The 21,214-nt window shown below is 70.1% G+C and carries 21 protein-coding genes; 11 read left to right on the top strand and 10 right to left on the bottom strand.

Annotation, left to right across the window (positions count from 1 at the left end):
• The first annotated feature begins 4 nt into the window (after positions 1-4).
• From ACTVZP_RS07755 to ACTVZP_RS07740, 4 genes are all read left to right on the top strand, one after another.
• Positions 5-3,274, top strand: a complete 3,270-nt coding sequence (locus tag ACTVZP_RS07755; RefSeq protein ID WP_443211573.1) for an Hpt domain-containing protein — start codon at positions 5-7, stop codon at positions 3,272-3,274.
• Between the two features lie 136 nt (positions 3,275-3,410).
• Positions 3,411-4,013, top strand: coding sequence for a hypothetical protein (locus ACTVZP_RS07750; RefSeq protein WP_443211572.1), 603 nt, complete (start codon positions 3,411-3,413; stop codon positions 4,011-4,013).
• A 125-nt stretch (positions 4,014-4,138) separates the two neighbouring features.
• Positions 4,139-4,531: a flagellar export chaperone FliS gene (locus tag ACTVZP_RS07745; RefSeq protein WP_443211571.1), complete on the top strand. Its 393-nt coding sequence runs from the start codon at positions 4,139-4,141 to the stop codon at positions 4,529-4,531.
• Complete coding sequence (locus ACTVZP_RS07740; RefSeq protein WP_443211570.1) at positions 4,531-4,875, top strand: hypothetical protein; 345 nt, start codon at positions 4,531-4,533, stop codon at positions 4,873-4,875. Before ACTVZP_RS07745 ends, ACTVZP_RS07740 begins: the two co-directional genes overlap by 1 nt.
• A 128-nt stretch (positions 4,876-5,003) precedes the next feature.
• Here the strand turns inward: ACTVZP_RS07740 and ACTVZP_RS07735 are convergent, their stop codons facing one another.
• Positions 5,004-5,210 (bottom strand): hypothetical protein, encoded by a 207-nt coding sequence (locus tag ACTVZP_RS07735; protein ID WP_443211569.1) that lies wholly within the window; start codon positions 5,208-5,210, stop codon positions 5,004-5,006.
• A 50-nt stretch (positions 5,211-5,260) separates the two neighbouring features.
• On the bottom strand, positions 5,261-5,764 hold the full coding sequence (locus ACTVZP_RS07730; RefSeq protein ID WP_443211567.1) for a hypothetical protein: 504 nt from the start codon (positions 5,762-5,764) through the stop codon (positions 5,261-5,263).
• Positions 5,765-5,947: 183 nt separating this feature from the next.
• On the opposite strand from ACTVZP_RS07730, the gene ACTVZP_RS07725 reads away from it, so the two are divergent.
• Both ACTVZP_RS07725 and ACTVZP_RS07720 read left to right on the top strand, forming a co-directional pair.
• Positions 5,948-6,343, top strand: coding sequence for a hypothetical protein (locus tag ACTVZP_RS07725; protein WP_443211566.1), 396 nt, complete (start codon positions 5,948-5,950; stop codon positions 6,341-6,343).
• Positions 6,340-6,960: a sel1 repeat family protein gene (locus tag ACTVZP_RS07720; protein WP_443211565.1), complete on the top strand. Its 621-nt coding sequence runs from the start codon at positions 6,340-6,342 to the stop codon at positions 6,958-6,960. The genes ACTVZP_RS07725 and ACTVZP_RS07720 overlap by 4 nt, the downstream gene beginning before the upstream one ends.
• 172 nt (positions 6,961-7,132) lie before the next feature.
• On the opposite strand, the gene ACTVZP_RS07715 is transcribed toward ACTVZP_RS07720, so the two are convergent.
• The 5 genes from ACTVZP_RS07715 to flgP are packed head-to-tail and all read right to left on the bottom strand — an operon-like array spanning position 7,133 to position 10,173.
• Positions 7,133-7,510 carry a hypothetical protein gene (locus ACTVZP_RS07715; protein WP_443211564.1) on the bottom strand — a complete coding sequence of 126 codons (378 nt, stop codon included), beginning with the start codon at positions 7,508-7,510 and terminating at the stop codon, positions 7,133-7,135.
• 28 nt (positions 7,511-7,538) lie between these two features.
• Complete coding sequence (flgM, locus tag ACTVZP_RS07710; RefSeq protein WP_443211563.1) at positions 7,539-7,838, bottom strand: flagellar biosynthesis anti-sigma factor FlgM; 300 nt, start codon at positions 7,836-7,838, stop codon at positions 7,539-7,541.
• Between the two features lie 36 nt (positions 7,839-7,874).
• Complete coding sequence (flgA, locus tag ACTVZP_RS07705; RefSeq protein WP_443211562.1) at positions 7,875-8,561, bottom strand: flagellar basal body P-ring formation chaperone FlgA; 687 nt, start codon at positions 8,559-8,561, stop codon at positions 7,875-7,877.
• On the bottom strand, positions 8,558-9,643 hold the full coding sequence (locus ACTVZP_RS07700; protein ID WP_443211561.1) for a flagellar assembly protein T N-terminal domain-containing protein: 1,086 nt from the start codon (positions 9,641-9,643) through the stop codon (positions 8,558-8,560). The genes flgA and ACTVZP_RS07700 overlap by 4 nt, the downstream gene beginning before the upstream one ends.
• On the bottom strand, positions 9,640-10,173 hold the full coding sequence (gene flgP, locus ACTVZP_RS07695) for a flagellar assembly lipoprotein FlgP (protein ID WP_443211560.1): 534 nt from the start codon (positions 10,171-10,173) through the stop codon (positions 9,640-9,642). The genes ACTVZP_RS07700 and flgP overlap by 4 nt, the downstream gene beginning before the upstream one ends.
• A 469-nt stretch (positions 10,174-10,642) precedes the next feature.
• Here flgP and flhA point away from each other — a divergent pair, with 469 nt between their 5' ends.
• The 3 genes from flhA to ACTVZP_RS07680 are packed head-to-tail and all read left to right on the top strand — an operon-like array spanning position 10,643 to position 14,514.
• Complete coding sequence (flhA, locus tag ACTVZP_RS07690; RefSeq protein WP_443211559.1) at positions 10,643-12,763, top strand: flagellar biosynthesis protein FlhA; 2,121 nt, start codon at positions 10,643-10,645, stop codon at positions 12,761-12,763.
• A gap of 3 nt (positions 12,764-12,766) precedes the next feature.
• A complete protein-coding gene (locus ACTVZP_RS07685; protein WP_443211558.1) occupies positions 12,767-13,798 on the top strand; it encodes a hypothetical protein in 1,032 nt (343 codons plus the stop codon).
• On the top strand, positions 13,795-14,514 hold the full coding sequence (locus ACTVZP_RS07680; RefSeq protein ID WP_443211557.1) for a sigma-70 family RNA polymerase sigma factor: 720 nt from the start codon (positions 13,795-13,797) through the stop codon (positions 14,512-14,514). Before ACTVZP_RS07685 ends, ACTVZP_RS07680 begins: the two co-directional genes overlap by 4 nt.
• 206 nt (positions 14,515-14,720) lie before the next feature.
• On the opposite strand, the gene ACTVZP_RS07675 is transcribed toward ACTVZP_RS07680, so the two are convergent.
• Complete coding sequence (locus ACTVZP_RS07675; RefSeq protein ID WP_443211556.1) at positions 14,721-15,539, bottom strand: hypothetical protein; 819 nt, start codon at positions 15,537-15,539, stop codon at positions 14,721-14,723.
• 257 nt (positions 15,540-15,796) lie between these two features.
• Between ACTVZP_RS07675 and ACTVZP_RS07670 the strand changes: the two genes are divergently transcribed.
• Together ACTVZP_RS07670 and ACTVZP_RS07665 are read left to right on the top strand one after the other, a co-directional pair.
• Positions 15,797-15,970, top strand: coding sequence for a hypothetical protein (locus ACTVZP_RS07670; protein ID WP_443211555.1), 174 nt, complete (start codon positions 15,797-15,799; stop codon positions 15,968-15,970).
• A gap of 49 nt (positions 15,971-16,019) precedes the next feature.
• Positions 16,020-18,506, top strand: coding sequence for a sensor domain-containing protein (locus ACTVZP_RS07665; RefSeq protein ID WP_443211554.1), 2,487 nt, complete (start codon positions 16,020-16,022; stop codon positions 18,504-18,506).
• A 22-nt stretch (positions 18,507-18,528) separates the two neighbouring features.
• Here ACTVZP_RS07665 and ACTVZP_RS07660 read toward each other — a convergent pair whose 3' ends face one another.
• Together ACTVZP_RS07660 and ACTVZP_RS07655 are read right to left on the bottom strand one after the other, a co-directional pair.
• Positions 18,529-20,028, bottom strand: coding sequence for an acetyl-CoA hydrolase/transferase family protein (locus ACTVZP_RS07660; RefSeq protein ID WP_443211553.1), 1,500 nt, complete (start codon positions 20,026-20,028; stop codon positions 18,529-18,531).
• 161 nt (positions 20,029-20,189) lie between these two features.
• Positions 20,190-21,188 (bottom strand): SDR family oxidoreductase, encoded by a 999-nt coding sequence (locus ACTVZP_RS07655; protein WP_443211552.1) that lies wholly within the window; start codon positions 21,186-21,188, stop codon positions 20,190-20,192.
• Positions 21,189-21,214: the final 26 nt, after the last annotated feature.

Raw genomic sequence — 21,214 nt, 5'->3', positions numbered from 1 at the left:
GGCCATGTCGGACGATTTCGACGAGATGGACGAGATCTGGGCGCTCTATGCCGATGACGGGGCGCAGGCGCTCGACGCGATGGAAGCTTCCCTTCTGGCGCTGAAGGCGGGGGCGGATCCGGCCGAGCATGTCGGCCCCCTGTTCCGCGCGGTCCACACGTTCAAGGGCAACTCGCGGGTGCTCGGGCTGTCGGTCGTGGAGAGCCGCGCCCACCTCTCCGAGGACCTGATCGGCCTCGTGCGCGACGACGGCGTGCCGATGGACGCCGAGATCGTCGACATCCTGCTCTTCGCATCGGACGTGCTCCGGGCGATGCTCGAGGAGACCGCGGCCAGCCGCGCCGATGTCGAGGGCGCGGCCTCCGAGGACCTGATGGTGCAGCTCCGGGACAAGATCGCCCGGTGCAAGGGGGACGAGGCGGAGACAGGCGCGGCTGCTGCCGGTGGCGGTGAGGCCGCGGAGAGCTCTGCCGCATCGGTGGAAGCCGATGCGTCCGGGCTGGCTTCGGCAGCCATGCCCGATCCGGAACCGGATGTGGATGCGGGTCCGGTTACCGACGAGGCACCCCTCGAAGCCTCGAAACCCGTTGCCGTCCCGTCGTCCGCCGACATCCTCGCCCTCCTCGAGGACGGAGCCGAGGAGGACGACGCCCCCTGTCAGCCCGAAGAGGCCACGCCCGCCGCCTCCGTTCCGGCCAGCCCCGCTCCGGCCAGCCCCGCACCGGCCAGTCCTGCACCGGCCAATCCTGCGCAGCCGGCACCGGCCGCGGCGACGCCCGAGCCCGCCCGCGCCATCACGCGGCTTGCCGACGACCCGACCTACCGCGCAATCTTCCGCGACATGGCACAATCGGCGCTGCTGCGCTTCCGCGGCCAGATCGAGCAGTTTGGCGCCGATCCTGCCGCGGCGGCCAAGGCCGCGCGGTCCGAGGCGGACGGGCTGAAACACGCGGCGCGGCAGATGGGCCTCGACGACTGGGAGGCGGCGCTGGCAGACTTCCTCTCGGGGACTGCCGACCTCGAACGGCTCTCGGCGCTGATCCTGCTGCTCGACGAGCTGATGGAAGAGCCACCCGCGACAACGCCGCAGCCGACGGGCGATCAGCCGTTCTTCCAGGCCATCGCCGCGCCGCTGGCGCAGCTCGCCCATCTGGGTGTCCGCCTGTCGACGGGTGAGACGCCTGCAACCGCCGAATTCGGGGCGGCGATCGACAGTCTGCGCGCGGCAGCCTCGTCCGACGGCTACATCCGGGTCGTCGAGGCCCTCGATGCCCTCGCCGCAGCCTCGGGTCCCGCTGTGTTCCGCGACGGCGAACTCCGGCTCTACGAGGAACTTTCGGCCGTCGAGGCCGTCATGCCGGATGCTGCCGAAGCGGCAGGGATCAGCCCGCGGCGGATCCTGCGAGGCTGGTGCGCAAGCCATGCGGTCGAGACGCTCGCGGCGCTCGACGGCGTGCTGAACAGCCTGCGCAGCGCCCCGACCGACGACACCTTCCGGCGCTTCGACCGGCTCATGCGGCTCGTCCACCATGCCTGCGAGCACCACGCCATCGACACGGCCGCACAGCTCGCCATGTCGCTCGTGGACCTCTTCAGCCGCGTGCATGCCACCGGTTCCGCCCCCGACGGAATGCTCGTCCACATCGCGCGCGGCTTCATCGAGACGATCGAACTGGCCTTCGACGCGATCGAGCAGGGCGAGACTCCGGCGATGGAGATCCTCGACCGGCTGTTCGAGGAAGCGGCCAACGTCTGCTTCGTCTCGGACGGGCTGATGACGGCCGGCACGATCGAGCGCCGGCTGGGACTGCCGCCCGACTTCCACCGCGTCCTCTCGCCCGAAAGCGTGCGCGCGGCCGCCGAGGAGATGGAAAAGGGACGCCGCTTCTACATCATCCGGACCGACATCAACACCGACGAGCGCACGGCCGAGGCCTTCCTTGAATGGCTGAGCTGCGATCAGGCGCGCTCGATCACCAACGTCACGGTCTTCCGCGGCACCGATACGCTCTTCGACTTCCTGATCTCGTCGCCGCTCGACGAGCCGGACCTGATCGAGGCGCTTGTCCGGATGGATCCGTCGGGCCGCAGGCTCGCGCTGACGCAGGCGTTGCGGCCGAAGGCGCCGGAGTCGGCGGTCACCGAGGTTTCCGGCGATGCTCCGCTCGCCCAGGGCGCGACCATCACGCCCGAGATGCTCGAGACCATCGGCGAGATCTCGGCAAGCCACGCGATGGTGCATCACCTGCTCGCCGAACTGGCCGAGAAGGATCTCGCCGAGGACATGGAAGCGCTGATGCGGCAGGCCGGCGGCGACTGGCTCGCGGCCCGTCCGGCGGTGCGCGCCCTGCTCGACAGCCACGCCTCCCGCCTGCAGGAGATCGCGCAGGCCGGCACGGCGCTCACGTCGCAACTCGCGGCACTGCAGGAAGAGACGGTGTCGCTGCGTGCGCGACCGGCCAGCACTGTGCTCCGTCCGCTCCAGACCTTCGTGCAGACGCTCGCCCGCCGCCACCGGCACGAGGCGCAGCTCACCACCGATGGCGACGAGCTTGCGCTGGATCTGGCGCTTCTCGAACGTCTTCGCGGCCTCCTTCGCGTTCTGGCGGGCATCCGCTTCGAGAAGGCCGAGAACGCTCCCGTCTCGATGCATGTCAGCCTGCGCCGCGACGAGGAGCGGGTGACGGTGATCCTGACCGACGATGGCGCGCCGCAGCCCGAGACGCCCGCCCTGGCCGAACTTGCCGCGGGGATCAAACGGGCAGGGGGTAGCTTCCGCTCCGTCCCGCTGCCGGGCGGGGGCATGCGCTTCCACATCGCTCTCCCGCTTTCGATGGTGGTGCTCGAGGGGATGGTGGTGGGCGTCGATGGCGTACGCTACGTCCTGCCCGTGGACTCGATCCGCACGATCCTGCAGGTCGAGGCCGCGGCCGCCATGACGATTTCGGCGGCGGGCGGTCAGCGCGTGCTCCGGATCAGCGAGAACGAGATCGTGGCCGTCCATTCCCTGCGCGGTCACCCTGCCGAGGGCCGTCGTGACCGACCCTGGCCGGCCGCGCGGCGCGTCTTCGTGATTCTCGGCACGGGCACCCGCTCGGTCGCGGTTCCGGTGGACGAGCTTGTCGGCCAGCAGCTCGTGCTGCTGCGCCCGCTTCGCGGCGTCCTCGCGCGGCTCACGCACCTCACCGGCCTCGCCCTGCTGGCCGGCGGTGACGTCGGAATGGTGCTTTCGGCCAACCGGATCTGCGAGCCGCAACCGGCCGAAGCCGTCTGACCCACACCAACGGATGTAACCCCTCGTCCCCAAAGAAAGGTCTGCGGGGGCATCCGTATCGACCGGCCTCCCGAACTTGATCGGTGGGGGCCGGTCAGGCAAATTTCCTTCATCCCCAGCTAGAAAGGGCTTGATCATGTTCTGCGCCAGCGAGACCAAAGGCACCGCTCTTCCGCTCGCCGCCTCGGGTATCCGGGCGCTTGAAGAAGCCGTGGTCGTGCTCCGTTCCGCCATGCCGACGCTCGAGCAGGCCCAGCTGCTCACCGGGCTGCGCGTGGGGCTGATGGGGGATACGGCCGGCTCGGCCCTCGGCGGCATCCTCCGCTCGATGGGAGCCGCGATCGAGGCCGTGGCGCTCGACGGCCGCCGGATGCCGGCAAGCCGGCGACCGGATGCGGTGGTCGTCTCCTGGCCGGCCGTGGGCGGGACCGAAGCCGCCGAATGGCAGCAGGTCGCGCGCATGAAACTCGACAACCCGCGCCTCATCGTGATCCTGCTCGACTGGAGCCGGGGCGCGATCACGGCGCCCGAGCACGACCTGCGCATCGACCGGGGCGCTTCGTCCGCGGATTGCCGCAGCATCTTCGCCGAGCTCCGCCGTCTGCGCCGCGAGCAGCACATCGCCGCAGCGGCCCGGTCCGGCGTCGAGACGCCCGTCCGCGCCCTGTTCCGCCGTCCGGCGAAGCCGGCCGCGGCGTCCTGCACCGTGGTCGCGCCGCTCTTCGACCGGGCCGCGTGAGACGGCGCGGCGGGCACCGATTTTACCCGCCGCCCGCGAAACTTTCCCCCGCACTTCTCCTAAAAAGCGTTCCCTGCCAGCCGTTTATCTCTGTGAACCAGCCGCTACCCGGAAGGAGACAGAGGATGACTTTCGCCGATGCGCGGGCCCGTTACCGGCGTGCCGAGACCGTGGACTTCCAGGCCGTCGAGGATCCGCACCAGATCATCCTGGTCACCCTGCGCGAGCTGGAACGCTCGCTGCGCGCGCTGGCCGCGGCGGCCGAGGTCGGCGGCTCCTATCCCGACCAGCACCTGAACCGCGCCTTCACCGCGATCTACATCCTCCAGAGCAGCCTCGACTTCGAGAAGGGCGGCGAGGTCGCCGACAACCTCTTCCAGGTCTACGAGTTCTGCCGGATCCAGGTGGCGGGTGCCTTCAGCCGCGAGGCCGCGCCGCAGCTTTCGGTGGCTGCGGATCACATTGCGTCGATCCTCGGTGCCTGGGAACAGATCGCGCCCGCCGGGGGACGGTCGTGATGACGGCTGCGCCCGCCCAGGCGACCGGCCTGCCCGAGGATGCGGGCGCGCTCTGCCTTGGGCTGGTGGCGGCTGCGGGCGCGCTGCGCGACGCGATGGACCGCGACGACGCGGCGGCGCTCATTGCCCGTGATGCGGAACTCAGGGCGATTGCGGCACGGCTGGGTGAACCCGGACGGCCGGGTATTGCGCGCGGACAGGTGCTCGCGGCCCTTGTCGAGGCGCTGGATGCGGTGCGCGACGCGCAGAGCTGGCTGCTGAAGCAGCGCGCACGGCAGGAGGCCGGAGCGCGGCAGACCGAACGTTTGCGGCTGGCCTACAGCGACGGTCGCCGGCGCTACTGACGCGCGAGGGCGGGAAAGCGGAACGCACAGGACGATACGGCGCCGGGAGTCCTGGCGCCGATTTCGTTCGGGCAGCCTGTTGCTAGCAATGCCGATGCCTCACGGCAGCCGGTCCTACTTGTGGCGCGTCAGGGGTGCCCGGCCGCGCCTGCAGCGTGGGACGCTGGCGGGCGGCGGAGGAAGGGCGCGACAAGGGCGCCGAGCGGCCGGCTCATACGGCGCGCTTCCGCGCCGTGGCGGTCGAAGAAGACCGTCTCGATCATCAGCCCCTCGAGGCCGAGGTCGGCTGCAGGGCGGGCGTCTTCGGCTGCGCGGGCGGCGGGTTGGGTCTGCATCGCGGTCTCCCTCGGTTGGCGGCAGGGGGAGCCTGCAAGCTTCGTGCCGTTCAGTTCACCGCGAAGAAGGTCACCATCACCTCGAAGACAGGATCGGGCAGATCCGCGGTCGCGTAGCGCTCGTTGACGACCGTCCGCAGATGCTCCGGCAGCGCCCGGCGGAAGGCCTCCAGCGTCGGCTGGCTTTCGTCGCAGACGAGGACCGCCTGCGCGAGTTCGACCATGAGAAGCGGTACGTCCTTGCGGAGCATGTCCGCCATGGAGAGGAGGTCCATGCGCTGTCCTTCGACGGCGAAGGCGAGTTCCAGGGTCAGCTGGCGGTTATTGCCACGGATCGTGGCGTTGATGGGCTCGGGCAGGGGCAGGTAGGTGAGGGAGCCCACGGGTTGCCGAGGACCCTCCGTGGCGCTGTCCTCCGCCTCGCTGATGCTCTGTGTCCCCGGACGGTCGAGTGTCATGCCGAGGCCGAGCGCGAACAGGGCCAGCGAGCCTGCGGCCCCGAGGGCGAAGGCTGCGGCGGTCGAGGGGGGGCGGGATGCGGCGGTACGGGACATGGCCTCTCCGAAGCTCGCGCGCATCCTAGCGCGGGGCGGGGTCTTCCACATCCCGCCCGAAGGAGGGGGACCCCCTGCGGAAGTTGGGGTCTGGCGACTAAGAAAACGCGCAGGCGCGCCGTTGCAGGATACGACAACGCCCGCCTTCCCGCGGCGGGCGCGCCGATCCGGAAGGGGAGAAGGATGAGACTGAACCTGCCGCAGGTTCTTGCTCCGCTGGCCAGGCGGATCCCCGGCGCTCCGCGGCCGGAGCGCGAGGGCGACGATGCCGAGGCATTCGATCTTGTCCGCACCGAGACGCGGCTGAAGAACCGTGCGCAGGTCGAACGCTACCTCCCCGACATCCTCGGCCGTGCGCTGGCGCGGATCTGGATCGACCCGATCTTCCGCGACCGCTTCGCCGACGACCCGGTCGCGACGCTGGCTGCCTATGGTGTGTTCCTTCCCGACACGATCAGCATTGCCTTCGAGACCGAGGGCACCGCGCGTCCGCGCCTTGTCGTCTACGAGCAGACGGGGCCGCTGCGCCCCAAGCAGCGCATGCTCTACCTGCAACTTGTCATGATGGCAGGAAAATGAGGCGGGCGGCGCTGCTCTTCACTCTGGTTGCCGCGGGCACCGGCGCTCTGGCCGATCCCTTCGACGCCGCAGTGGCTGCGTTCCGGCAGGGTGACCCGGGACGCGCGGCGGTGCTCTTCAAGGAACTGGCCGAGGCGGGAGAGGCCGAGGCGCAGTTCAACCTCGCGCTCATCTATGCCGAGGGCGCCGGCCTGCCGCAGAACCCGCGCGAGGCTCTCTACTGGGCCTGGCGGGCGAAGCTCGAGGGGCTGTCGCGGGCCGAGGAGCTTTCGGCCCGGCTCCAGTCGCTCCTGCCGCCGGATGTGCTGGACGGGCTCGCCTCGCGACTCGAGGCGGACCTCGGCCAGCGTGTGGCCGATGGCGAGGCCAGGGCCATGTTCGGCCTTGCACGGGTGATACTCCAGCTGCGTCCGGAACCGGATCCGAAGCGGGCCTACGAATGGCTCGCGATCGCCGCAGCCCTCGGGCTGCCCGAGGCCCTCGCCGCGCGTGATGCCGCGCTGGCGCAGGTGCCGGAGAAGGATCGCTTCGGTGTGCAGGATGGTGCGCTGGCCGCCTTCGCCGACTGGTGCCGATCAGCCAGCCGGCCGGCCGTGGCCTGTGCGGCGGCGGGCTGAGAAGGCGAGGTGCCTCTTTCGCCCGGGCTTGGGCACGGCGCCGCGCGCCAGCGGAGTGAAGGTATGGGAGGGAGAAGGGCGATCCTCGCGCTAACCGCCCGAGCGGCACGACCTGCCGAGGATCAGGAATGCCGGTGCGGCGGGACCAGGCCCCCCGGACCGGCAGCGGGCGTCAGTGCCGCCGAAGCCGCGCGATGGCCTTGGCTTCCTCGAGATCCAGCCCGACTTCCGCGGCGATGGCCGAAGGTTCCTCGCCCCGCCGGGCGAGCGAGATCGCCTGCTCGATCATCCGTTCGCCGGTGAGCCAGTCGATGTCCGACTGCAGGCTGTCGGTGGTCGCGCTGATGCGGTCGAGCACCGTGGCGTGGCGCCAGTCCATGTCGTGCAGCCTGTCCGAGATCCGCTGCTCGAGCGCGGCAAGCTGATCTTCCAGCGGAGGCGGTGCTGCCACGGCCGGAGCCGCGGCACGCCGCCGGCGCAGCATCAGGAGGGCGACCGTGGCTGCTGCCATGGCCGGCAGCGCGAGGGACAGGACGAGAAGGGGGCTCATGCGAGACGATGCTCCGGTTTTCGAGGTCTCAGAGCTTCAGATCGAGGTAGTCGGCGAAAAGCGCATCTGTGATGCGCTCGAGGTCGATGGGATACTTCCCGTCGGCGATTGCGTCCTTGATCTTCTGCACCATTTCCAGGTCCACGGGCGGCCCCGCACGCAGCTCCTCCGGCGTTGCCAGAGAAGCGGCGCTGAGGTCGACCGTTTCACCTGTTGCCTTCGCGGAGCCCGCAACGGTCCCCGCAAATGTTCGATCCACCCTGGTCTGGGTGTCCTTGAGGCGTTCGAGACGGCTCGGGCCGGATGTGGGGACGACGGATTCGACCATGTGACCCTCCTTCATGCCTCTCGTAACGACTGCATTTCAGCGCATGTTAGGCCGGACTTCGGCCATATTTCGCGCGGTGACGGTGGCGCGCAGGATCGCGCCGCTGGACAGGTTGCGTACCTCCACGAGATCGCCGAGCCCGGCATCGGCCAGCGCCTCGCCGGGGGCCAGCACTTCGATATTGCCGACCGCCACCCGAACGGCGACGGGACCGCCGCGCGTGACGAGCCAATCGGGCTCGAGATGGCGCGGCAGGACGGGCTGGCCGGGGCCGAGCGCCACCTTCAGGCGGCGGCCGATGACTGCGCTGCGCCACTCCCGGTCCGCGAGGCTTGGCTCGTCCGGCGCCACGATGTCGGAGGCGGCGAGCACGGTGCCGCGGGCAAGCGGGCGGGCGAGGGTGACGTCCGTCTCCTGCCCGGCGTCCCGTCCCGCCGTGCGGGAGGCCTGGACCGCGGGCGCCGTCGTCCGGAGGGCCCGCTTCCAGGCGGGCGCATCGCAGCGGAGTTCGGCCACGGACCAGCTTCCGTTCAGCGCCGCGACATGCGGCCTGTGAGAGCAGGGCGGAAGGGACCGGATAGGCACCGGCGGTGTGCCGGGCACACCGGCCTCCCGCATCGCGGTGGCCACGATGGCCGCAGTTTCCTTACCGTTCAGGCCCTCGGGCAGGGCGGCGGCCGGCGTGGCCGTCAGCACGAGCGCGACGAGAAGCGGCACCCTCACCGGCCGGTCTCCACGAATTGCACGCGACGCCCGGCGAAATGGGGGGCGGCAAGTGTCGGGTCGAGCGGCCGGAGCCGGGCCGAGCCGTTGCGAAGCTCCACCACCTCGAGGATCTGGGTCGAGCCCGTATCCGCGGTGAAGGCGAGGCTGCCCTGCGTCAGCCCGTTCGCGCGCCCGACCGGCACTTCCAGAAGGCCCCCGCGCACGGGCGTGAGACGGGCCGAGACAGGTTCGCATCCGGCCCGGTCGAAGAGCGCATCGAGTGCCCGGTCCGCGCCTTCGAGAAGCGCGGCGGCCAGCGCCTCGCGCTGCGGCTGGGCGAGCACGGAGAGGTTCCCCAGCACGGAGGGACGCGGCAGGGGCACGCGGCGGATGTAATGCTGGAGCGCGGAGGTTCCGTCGCCCGACACGAGCCTCAGCTCGAGTTCGAGATCGAGCCGGGGCCCCGCGGTGCGGGTGAGGCGGATGACCGGCGCGAAGCCGTGGCCGTTCCCCGGAAGACGGACGGAGCCGCGCGTCAGCACCTCGTAGTCGAAGGCCTCGCCCGTCCGCGAGGCGCGCGGCAGCGGGCGGTCCGTCACGCCCGCGAGCGAGACGGCCGGGTGCCGGGCGAGCCGCTGGACGAGGCGCTTGGCGATCGTCGCCGCAAGTTCGCCCGACCAGGCCGGTGCGTGAGGGTCGACCTCGACGCGCGGAGCGTAGGCGGTGACGACGAGCGTCCGGACGGGGCAGAGCGCGCCGGGGCCTTCCCCCACCAGCGCCTCGATCCGCACCCGCCAGACCTGCCCGGAGAAATCCTCGGACAGGATGCGGTGCTCGATGATGCGCCCGACAGTGCGCACGATGGCCACGTCCGAGGTCACCACGCCGAGGCTCGTGGCCGTGTGGCCCGAGACATCGGCCCCGCCCGCGAGGGCGGCGGCCAGAAGCGCATCGGCCACCGCGCGACGGCGCGCGGCATCCCGATCGCCGGGGCCGGTGGCGGTGCCGTAACCCACGGCCTCGACGCGGATCGCGGTCCCCTCCGCCATGGCGGAGGCAGGCGCAAGGAGAAGCGCAAGGATCAGGAGGAACCGTCTCACCGCTGCCGTGCCGCCTTCACGATGTAGCCAACCGCATCCGCGTCGAGCGCGATCTCGACCTCGTAGCTGTCCTCGCCCTTGGGCGTCACGCGCAGGAGGCGGGCGCCGCGGATCGTGCCCGAGACGACGCCCGCGATCTGGTCGTTCACCGCCGCCGCATCCCGCACCGTGGTCCGCGCGTCGAGCCGCAGGCCATGCACCTGTTCGGCCAGGTCGCGCATCGCGTCGAGCCGGGCTGCGCGCATCGCCATCAGCCGGCGCTGGTTCAGCGTGTGCCCCGGCTGGCTCGCGACCTGCGAGAAGCCGATGCCGGTGACCAGCGGCCGGGCCGGCACGGCGGCGGGGGCGGCGGCACGGCGCGCCGCCTGGGCATCCAGCGCGTCGTTGGCATCCTTCATCTGCGCCAGCTGGGACGTGCGTGGCCCCGCGTCCTTCGGCAGTGCGTCCACGGCACGGGGACCGGGGGTGCAGGCGACGAGCAGCGGAAGGGCCAGGCCTGCAAGGCGGCCGGGACGCAGGCGGAGTGTCATTGGCAGCCTCCATGGCAGAACATCCGGCAAGCGGGGTGCAAGCCGCGTGCCAGCGGCGGACGGCGGATCGACGCCGGATGACTGAGCCGTACAAAGCGGACAGATCGGCGCTGGCTTTCCGAATATCGGTGGGTCCGGCTCCGGAGGTGACGGCGCAAGACAATCCTCGGGCCCGGGCGGGTGCGGCTGTCGCTTCGCCTCTGACCGGCATCGGCTCTCCGGACGAGCTCGGCCCGGCTCTCCCCGCCCATCGGAACATTCGGCCACGCCGGAGGGGCCGGCCCGTTGTTCTCCACGCGGAGGGGCAACCCGACAGCCGGGCGGTGACGATCGGCGCGGGCGCCGGCGCCTGGTCAGGTTCGGCAAGACATCCCTGCGCGCCGCTGGCACGGCCCTTGCAGCGGGAGGACCAGAAACGATCGAGCGAGTGATCTGCCATGTTCCACTTCAGCGCCCCCGAGCATCGCGCATGAGCGCCCTCTCGGCTTCGCAGGGTTGGGGCTCGCGGCTCGGCGGCATGACGCTGCCGATGGGGATCCTCGCCGTCGTCGCGATGATGGTGCTGCCGCTGCCGGTGGTGCTGCTCGACGTCTTCTTCGTGGGCAACATCCTCCTCTCTCTCCTGATCCTCATGGTGGCGCTGCACACGTTCCGTCCGCTCGATTTCTCGAGCTTTCCCAGCATCCTGCTGGTGGCCACGGTCCTGCGCCTCGCGCTCAACGTCGCCTCGACACGGATCGTGCTGAGCTACGGCCACACCGGGAACGACGCGGCGGGCAAGGTGATCGAGGCCTTCGGATCGTTTGTCATCGGCGGCAACTTCGTCGTCGGCGCCTTCGTCTTCGCCATCCTCGTCATCATCAACCTCGTTGTCATCACCAAGGGTGCGGGGCGGGTCTCCGAGGTGTCCGCCCGGTTCACGCTCGACGCGATGCCCGGCAAGCAGATGGCCATCGACGCGGACCTGAACGCGGGCCTCGTCACCCCGGACGAGGCGCGCGAGCGCCGCGCGGATGTGGCGGCCGAGGCGGATTTCTACGGCGCCATGGACGGGGCCTCGAAATTCGTCAAGGGCGATGCCATGGCGGGGATCCTGATCCTCATCATCAACATCGTGGGCGGCATCGTGATCGGCACGCTCCAGCACGGGCTGGGCGTGATGCAGGCGGCCGAGACCTACGTGCTGCTCTCGATCGGCGACGGTCTCGTGGCGCAGATCCCCTCGCTGTTGCTGTCGATCGCGACCGCCATCATCGTCACGCGCGTCTCCTCGACCACCGACATGAGCGTGCTGATCGGCAAGCAGATGGGCATCGGCCGCGCCTGGGTGCCGGTCGCGGCCGTCATGCTGATCCTCGGGCTGACGCCCGGCATGCCGAACCTTCTCTTCCTGCTGGGCGGCTGCGCGGCCGCGGCCATGGCCTGGGCGACGCTCGGCCGCGATGGCCAGACCGAAGGGGGCGCCGCGGCGCCGGGAGCGGCCGGCGGCCAGCCCGCGGCCGAGGGCGCCTCCGCGCCGGGTCCCGAGGCCATCACCGCCGAGGAAGTGACCGATTACGCCCCGGTCTCGCTGCAGATCGGCTACGGCCTCATCCCGCTTGCCGGCGACAACGGCGGCGCGCTCGTCGCGCGTATCACGGCGATCCGGCGCGACGTGTCGAAGGCGCTCGGCTTCGTCGTGCCCGGGGTCCGGATCCGCGACGACCTGGCCCTCGCGCCGAACCAGTACCGGATCCGGGTGGGACAGGCGATCCTCGCCGAGGACACGGTCTACCCCGACCGCAAGCTGGCGCTTCCGGGCGGAGCGTCGCGGCGCAAGCTGAACGGGATCTCGGTCAAGGATCCGAGCTTCGGCCTCGACGCGACCTGGATCCTGCCGCATCAGGTGGCCGAGGCCGAGGCCGACGATCATGTCGTGGTCGAGCCGGAATCCGTCATCGCCACCCATCTCAGCCAGATCCTCGTCAAGCATGCGGCGCAGCTGATCGGGCAGGACGACGTGCAGGGGCTGGTGGACAACCTCGCCCGCACGGCGCCTACCCTCGTTCAGTCGGTGGTGCCGAAGCTCGTTCCGCTTCACGTCCTGACGGCCGTGCTCAAGGCGCTTCTTGCCGACCGCATCCCGGTCTCGGACATGCGGCGCATCCTCGAGGGGCTGGCCGAGCTTTCGGGGCGCAACCTCGGGCCCGCCGACATGGCCGAGGCCCTGCGTCCGGCGCTCGTGCCGCTCCTCCTGCAGCAGATGGGCTCGGTCAGCCAGCCGCTGCCGCTGATCACGCTCGAGCCCGATCTCGAACAGCTCCTCCTGCGCTCGCGCCGGCAGGGAGACGAGATGCTGCTGGTGGACAATGGTCTTGCGCAGTCGCTCCTGACCGCGCTCTCCGAACGGCTCGAGACGGCCTCGGCGCAGGGCAGGCAGGCGGTGGTGATCGTGGCGCAGCCGCTGCGGCGGGCCTTCGCGGCCTTCGTGCGGCCGCACCTGCCGGATGCGGTGGTCATCGGCATGGGCGAGCTTCCCGAGGCGCGCCGGGTCGAGGTGCTGGGCACGGTGGGCGGCGCGCCCGCGCTGCCGCAAGGGGCGGGGAGGTAAGCGATGGGCATCCTGACCGTGCGTGCGCCCGACAGCCAGCAGGCGATGGACGAGGTGCTGCGGCGCCTCGGCCCCGAGGCCTACATCCTGTCAACCACCCATCGCGACGGCCTGATCGAGATCCGGGCCGCGCGAGACCTGCCGGCCGCCAGCCCGCGCCCTCTGCGCGAGGAGAGTCCGCCGGAGGAGGCGGCACCGGCCGATGCGCCGAACCGGCGCCTGACCCTTTCATCGCTGTCGGTCCTGGCCGCCGAGGGCAGTGCCCCGGCGCTGAGGGCCGAGCCGCGGGTGGTCACCTTCGGCGAGATGCTCGAGGCGCGCCAGCGTCAGGGAGACGGGCCGGCGCTCGTGGCCGACCGTGCGGCCCAGCCGCCCCGGACACCCGGCCGGGATCGGCCGGGACTTGGGGAACTGGCGGCGCGGCTGCTGACGCCTGTGCCCGCGGCGCTGCCGCCCCGCCTCGTCATTGCCGGCCCGGCGGGAGCGGGCAAGACCATGCTCGCCCTGCGCTTCGCCGCCCTGATGATGGAAGAGCGCCCCGAGACCCTGCCGGTGATCCTCGCGCCGCGGCTTGGCAGCGAAGGCGTGGATGCGCGGCTGCGCCACTGGACGCGCCTTCTGGCGATTCCGATGGAGCGGCCGCCGCTCGCCGATCTGGACCGGGCGCTTCTGCCCGAGGCCGATCCCGCCCGGCCGGAGATCGTGGAGCTTTCCTGCCGTCCCGATGCCTCGCCCGAGCGTCTCGAGGCGCTGATGGAGGCCGGGGCGCAGGTGGTGCTGGCGCTGCCCTCGGGCCTTGCGCCGCGTGCCGCGCGACGCTGGGCGCAGGCCCCGGCCGGCAGCCTGCTCTGCCTGACCCGGACGGACCTCTGGACGCCCGAGGAGGCGGAACTGGCGGCGCTGGCGGACAGCGGCCTGCGGCTCGGCTGGGAGAGCGGCGGAGGCGGTGTGGTGGATGCGCTGCGGCGCGTGGATCGCGACCGGCTGGGCCTCTGGGCAGAAGACTGGGACGCGCAGGAGGAGGAGCAGCCATGATCCACTCGCGAGGATATGCCGAGCAGGCGCAGACGCCTGATCGACTGGTGCGCGCCCATATGGATCTGGTGCGCCGCATCGCGTGGAACCTCCACGCCCGCATCGGCCGCAAGGTCGAGATCGACGACCTGATCCAGATCGGCTACATGGGCCTCGTCGATGCGAGCCGCCGCTACGAGCCGCGCGATGGTGTCACCTTCGCAGCCTATGCCGCGATCCGGATCCGCGGATCGATCATGGATTTCCTGCGGTCGAACTCGGCGCTTTGCCGGACGACCATCCTGATGCAGCAGAAGGTGAAGGCTGCCGTCCAGCGGCTCGAGGGGCAGCTCCTTCGGGCGCCCGAGACGCCCGAGGTCGCGGCCGAACTCGGCATTCCGGTCAGCGAATACCAAGATTGGCTCGCACAGTTCGCCGGAAGCCAGACCGCCTCGCTCGACGAGGTCTACGACGACCAGTCGTCTCTGTTCCAGGGAAACGAACCCTCGGCCGAGGACCGGCTGCAGGCGAACCAGATGCGCGGCTTGCTGCGTCAGGCGCTGGGGAAGATGCCGGAGCGCGAGGCGCTGCTGCTCCAGTTGATCTTCGTCGAGGAGATGAACGTCTACGAGGTGGCCGAGATCCTCGGGGTGACGACGGGCCGGGTGTCCCAGATCAAGAAGGCGGCCATCGAGCGGCTGCGCGGCTTCATCAACGTCCTGCAGCGAGAGGACTGACCGCCGGCCGTCCAGGCCGCCGCGGCGAGGCCGCGAAGGCCATGGGCCGGGCGGCCTCGGTGCAGGTGGACTGCATCCGCGGGCCACCAGCGGCGTCCGGTCTCGCCAGCGGAGGCGCAGGGGAACGCCTCCTGGCCTCGTCGTTTCTCAGGATGGGCAGGACGTCGGTGGATACCGGACCTCCTGCCGATGCTCCGCAAGGGCGCTCAGACGGGCTCCACCAGCGCGCCGGCGGCGAGGCGCTTGGCCCAGGCATGCACGTCATCCCCGATCCGCTCGCGCAGGTCGCGGACCTGTGCAACCAGCGCCGCCGCCGCGCGCTCGCGCATCCCGGCGACGTGAGAGAGGGCGGAGGCATTGACCTGGTGCCAGGTGCCCTCGCCATCGAGGCGCAGAAGGATGTCGTTGCCGAGGTCGCGCACCTCCCACCCGAGACCGTAGAGGTCGAAGCCGCTCTCGCCCTCGACCTCCTGGTCCTCGCGGCGGCGGATCATGTGCATCCGCACGTATTCCTCGAGCGCGTTTCGCGTGCGCTGCAGGATCTCGGCCGCGATCTCGGACCAGCCTGCGGCGAGATCGGCCTCGAGTTCGCGCCAGGGCGATGCAGGATCCGTGCGGAAGGCGAGGGCGTCGCTATCGGGCCAGCCTGCGATTTCGTAGGTCGAGGCGCCGATCTTCAGCCGTGCGATCAGCGACGGCCCTTCGGCTGGTTCGATCGGGTGCGAGAACGGCAGGACCGGCTCGGGCCGGCTCTCGGTTTCGCAGGCGAGGACCGCCAGCCCTTCGGCCGTGATCACCGGATGGCCGTGGTCGAGTTCCACCAGGCCCGCGATCTGCAGGCTGGTGCGTTCGGCGAGGGTGGGCTGGCTGCCCGCGGCGAGCCGCAGAAGCCCGGTCAGGCTGTGCGAGGCCGGGCGGCTGTCATATTCGCCGATCGCGTCGATCAGCGCCAGCAGACGCTGCGCGGTGGCGCAGGGCAGAGCCGTCTCGGCGAAGGTGGGTGCAGGGGCGAATCTTTCTGTCACGGCTATCCTCCGTCTGGGCTGCTTCAGCACGGTAACGGACGCGGATTGGCAAGATTTAGCCGGGAGTGCCTCCGGCGGTGGATCATATTGCGAAAAATTCGAACAACCCTGACATGCATTAAGGCCTTGGAAGGGGTCTCCATACTTATTGTCGTATCGGGCCATCCGCCTGTCTCGGGGCCCGAAGCACACAGATGTTCTATTGTCGGCGAAGGTCGGGACAGCCAGCCGCCGCCACCGCAATTTCAGAGATCAGCATGAGCGACAGCTTTACCTTCAGCGCCCCGCGCCCCTTCCTCGCCGCCACCGCCCCCGCGGAGGCGGACGAAATCGCCGATCCCGAGAATCGCCTGCCGTCCGGCTGGTGGCTCATCCCTGCGGTGGTCTGCGGCGCCTGCCTGTGGGTGGCGATCGGCATGATGATCTTCTGATCCGGGCCGCGGCACCTTCCGCCCGTTCGTTACGAGTAGGGTTCCGCAGATGACGGACATGCCGAAATTGCGCCACCGGATCGCCGGAGCCACCGATCGCGTGGCCGAGGAATGCTGGATTGCTTTCTTCGACGGCGTCGCCCATCCGGTTCTCATCAAGAACGGTCAGTCGCGCGTGATCTTCGTGAATCGCGCGGCCTGCGAGCTTCTGGGGTGCGAGCGCGCGGACATCTGCGGTCGTGCCGAGCACGAACTGGTGGCCGGCGCACGGGCATGCCAGCTTGCCGCCTTCGATGCCGAGGCGATGCGCTCGGGCTCTGTCACGGCCGAGCAGGAGGTTCCCGGTCCCGGGGGGCCGCGCCGGTTCCTCGTGTCCCGCAAGCCGGCGGGCGAACATATCGTCGTGACATTCTTCGAGATCACCGAGCTGCGGGAGACCGAGCGGGTCCTGCGCGAGCGCGAAGACCATCTCCGGGGGCTGCTCGACCTGCATCCGGTGGTTCCGTTCAGTTTCGCGCCCGACGGCACGCTCTCGGACGTGTCCGACCGTCTGGCCGAGCTGACCGGGCTGCCGACATCCACCGCGCATGTCGATGCCTGGTGGAACACGATGCATCCCGACGACCGCGCGGATCTCGGGCTTCTCTGGTCTCAGGCGGTGCGCACCGGCGGTCCGTTCGATGCCGAGCACCGGCTCAAGATGCGCGACGGCCGCTACCGGTGGTTCCGCGTCCGCGTCGTGGCGCGGCGCAATGACGATGGCCGGGTAGAACGCTGGTTCGGCATTCTCGAGGACGTTCACGACCGGCACATGTCGGTGGAGCACCTGCGGGAGAGCGAAGCGCGCTTCCGCGCCTTCGCGGACGATGCTCCGGTCATGATCTGGGTTACGGACGTGGAGGGTCGCAACGTCTTCGTCAGCCGCGGCTGGCTTTGTGCGACGGGGCAATCGATCGAAGAGGCGCTTGGCGAGGGCTGGATCGATGCCGTCCATCCCGAAGACAGGGATGCCACCCTGGCGGTCAGCGAAGATGCCAAGCGGCGGCGTGTGCCCTATACGGCCGAGTTCCGCCTGCGCCGCCGCGACGGCAGCTGGTGCTGGGTGATCGTCGTGGGGCAGCCCCGGGTCCTCGCAGACGGGACCTTCATCGGCTACATCGGCTGCTGCGTGGACATCAGCGCCCGCCGCCAGGCCGAGGATGACCGGGTGATGGCGCAACTCCAGATGTTCCACATGGCGCGCCATGACATGCTGACGGGCCTTCCGAACCGCCACTATTTCAGCGACTGCTACCAGGAGGCCGTGGCCTCTCTCGCGCCGGGACGGACGGTCGCCGTCCACATGCTCGACCTCGACGGGTTCAAGGCGGTCAACGACACCCGCGGCCATCCGATCGGCGACACCGTGCTCCGGCAGGTAGCCGACCGGCTCAGGACGTCGGTGCGCAGCACAGATACCGTGGCTCGGCTCGGCGGCGACGAATTTGCCGTGATCCAGACGCCGGTCCGGTCCGAACAGGAAGCCTGCGATCTGGCCCGGCGCCTGATCGCGGCCGTCTCGAAGCCCTTCGACATGGAGGGCTCGGTTCCCGAAGTGGGCGCAAGCGTCGGGATCGCCTTTGCACGGGACATCAGCGACAGTTCGGAAGAAGTCATGCGCTTCGCCGACGTGGCGCTCTATGCGGCCAAGCAGGCGGGCCGGGGCACATTCCGGGTCTTTGACGAGGCGACCGACATCCATCTCCAGAGCCGGCAGAAGATGAAGGCCGCGCTCAGGGCCGCGCTCGGCCTCGGCGAACTGTCGGTCTTCTACCAGCCTCTCGTCAGCCTTCGGGACGGGCAGGTGACTGCCTGCGAGGCGCTGATGCGCTGGCATCGGAAGGGCGCGGGCTGGGTCACGCCCGATCAGTTCATCCCGGTCGCCGAAGAGGCGGGCCTGATCGGCGCGATGGGCGAATGGGTTCTGCACGAGGCCTGCGCACAGGCCGCGCGCTGGCCCGACACCGTCTCCGTCGCGGTCAACCTCTCGCCGCTCCAGTTCCACGGCGGCGGGCTGGTGGATGCGGTGGTCTCGGCGTTGCGCGCCTCCGGTCTCCCGCATGAGCGTCTGCAGCTCGAGATCACCGAATCCGTCCTGCTCGATCCGACGGACCGCAACATCGGCGTGCTTCAGGACCTGCGGGCGGTGGGGGTCAAGATCGTGATGGATGACTTCGGCACCGGCTATTCCTCGCTCGGCTATCTGCGCAGCTTTCCCTTCGACAAGATCAAGGTGGACCGGTCCTTCATCCGCGACCTGCCCGACGCGCGCGAGGCGCTGGCGATCCTGAAGGCGGTCGCGGGCCTCGGGCGCAGCCTCGACATGCGCACGACCGTCGAGGGGGTGGAGACGCAGGCGCAGCTCGACTGCGCCATGGCCGAGGGCGTGGACGAGGCGCAGGGCTACTATTTCTCGCGGCCGTTGCCGGCCCCCGCCATCGCCAGCTTCATCTCGGGCCGCATGAGCCAGCGTCAGGCCAACTCGCGCCAGCCCTGACCGCGGGCGCCTTCGGGGCGGATCACATCATCCGCCCGGTCTCAGCCAGCCGGACATGCCAGGAAAGCGCCTCTTCGAGGACATGCGGCGTGTGGCCGCCGCGCTGGCAGGCCCGCTCGAAGTAGTCGCGCAGCATCGGCTGGTAGTCGGGATGCACGCAGTTCGCGATGATCGTCGCCGCGCGCTCGCGCGGGGCGAGGCCGCGCAGGTCGGCGAGGCCCACCTCGGTCACGAGGATATCCACGTCGTGTTCGGTATGGTCCACATGGCTCACCATGGGGACGACCGAGGACACCGCGCCGTGCTTGGCGACGGATTTCGTCACGAAGACCGAGAGATAGGCGTTGCGCGCGAAATCGCCCGACCCGCCGATCCCGTTCATCATCTGCGTCCCGGTCACATGGGTCGAGTTGACGTTGCCGTAGATGTCGAACTCGAGCGCCGTGTTGATGCAGATGAGGCCCAGCCGCCGCACCACCTCGGGGTGGTTCGAGATCTCCTGAGGGCGCAGGATGAGGCGCGGCTTGTATTCGACCAGACGCGGGAGGACCTGCTGGTATTTCTCGGCCGAGAGCGTGATCGACGAGCCTGACGCGAAGCGAAGCTTGCCTGCGTCGAAGAGGTCGAAGGTCGAGTCCTGCAGGACCTCGGAATACATCTTCAGGTCGTGGAAGGGCGTGTCGATGAAGCCGTGCAGCACCGCATTCGCGATGGTGCCGATCCCGGCCTGCAGCGGCTGGAGCGTCTGGTCCAGCCGGCCCGCCCGCACCTCGTGCAGCAGGAACTCGGTGAGATGCCCCGCGATGGCTCGCGTGTCGTCGTCCGGATCGAGGATGGTGGCCGAGCTGTCGAGCTTCTCGGTCACGACGATGGCCGCGATCTTTTCGGGCGGGATCGGGATGAAGGGCAGGCCGACCCGGCTTTCGGGCGTCACCACCGGAATCGGCATCCGGTTCGGCCGGTAGGTGGGGATGTAGATGTCGTGCAGCCCTTCGAGCTCGGCCGGCTGGTTGAGGTTGATCTCGACGATCACCTTCTCGGCGAGGATCGCGAAGGAGGCGGAGTTGCCGACCGAGGTGGTGGGCACGATGCCGCCGTTCTCGGTGATGGCCACCGCCTCGACCACGGCCACGTCCACCCGCGGCAGCTGACGGGTGCGCAGCATCTCGACAGTTTCCGACAGATGCTGGTCGATGAACATGACCTCGCCGCGGTTGATCGCCTTGCGCAGCGCCGGGTCGGACTGGAAGGGAATGCGGCGGGCGAGGACATGGGCCTCGGCCAGCGTCTTGTCGAGATCGTTGCCGAGCGAGGCGCCGGTCATGAGCGTGATCTTCAGCGGGTGTTGGCGGGCGCGGGCGGCAAGCGCCATCGGCACGGCCTTGGCCTCGCCCGCGCGGGTGAAGCCGGACATGCCCACGGTCATGCCGTCCTCGATCAGGGCGGCCGCGTCTTCGGCGCTCACGATCCGGTCGCGAAGGCCGTTGTGCCGGATCCTGTCGTTGTGGACGCCGTCTAGCATGGGTCGCTCCTCCCTGAAAAAGCCATCCGCCGGCGGGAAATTGCGCAAAACCCGACTGGCCGGTAACTTTCGTAGTCGCCTGAGGCCGTTTTCACAATCCGGGGGTCAGGTTTTGATGTGACTGGCGGCCATGCGTCAAATGCATAGCTAGTGCGAAAAAGTCATGGCTCCCGCTGCCGTGCCCAGGCCGCGGTCGCGGCCAGGGCGGCCCCGGCAAGCAGAAGCCCGCCTGCCGCGACGCCGGTCCGGACGGCAGGGCCAGAAAGGCTCGTCACCGCGTCGGAGGCCTGGTCGCCGAACCGGCCCGACGCGCCCATGTCCCGCTCGACCGGCGTCGTCAGGTTGTCCTGCATGACCCTGCCGCGCCCGATCTGGCTCTCCCACGCCTTTCGCGCCATCATTCTGTCCATGAGGCCCGGCGCCACCATCGTGCCGAGGATCGCCTGCATCGAGGGCCCGCCGATCCAGATCTCGCGCGGGGCGCTGCGGGCGGCGGCCGCTACCTCTTCGGCGACGGCCTCGGGGGTGTGGATGGGCGGCACGGGCTGGGGTCGGCCACGGACATGGGTGCGCGCCCAGTCGAACTGGGGCGTGTCGACGGCGGGAAGCTGCGCCATCGTCAGGCGGATGCGGCTCTTCTCGTGCAGAAGCTCGGAGCGGAGCGAGTCGGTGAAGCCCCGCGCTGCCGCCTTTGCGGCGCAATAGGCGGACTGGAGCGGTATGGAGCGATAGGCGAGGGCGGAGCCGATCTGCAGGATCGTGCCACGGTCGCGGGGCCGCATGTAGCGCAGCGCGGCCAGCGTGCCATGCACCGTGCCCAGATACGTGACCTGCGTGACGCGGGCGTATTCCTCCGGCGAGATCCGCTCCGCCGGGCCGAAGACGGTGACCATGGCATTGTTGATCCAGAGGTCGATGCGGCCCCACCTCTCGGACACCCGCTCCGCCGCAGCGAAGACCGCCGCCGCTTCCGACACGTCAGCGCGGAGGGTCATCGGCTCGCCGCCCCCGCGCGCAATGTCCGCAGCGGTGCCCGCGAGTCCCGCCTCGCCCCGCGCCATCACCGCGACGCGCCATCCACGCCGCGCATAGCACCGGGCCAGCGCGCGCCCGACACCCGCCGTTCCTCCCGTGATCACCACAACCGGCGTCTCCTGCATCCCGCTCTCCCTCTCTGGTCGCGGGG

Origin of the sequence: Rhodobacter sp. NSM, assembly GCF_052244495.1 — a bacterium.
In the GTDB taxonomy this organism is placed as follows: Bacteria; Pseudomonadota; Alphaproteobacteria; order Rhodobacterales; family Rhodobacteraceae; genus Cereibacter_A.
The sequence above is the reverse complement of the archived record's forward strand: the minus strand, read 5'-3'. Positions and strand labels throughout refer to the sequence as shown.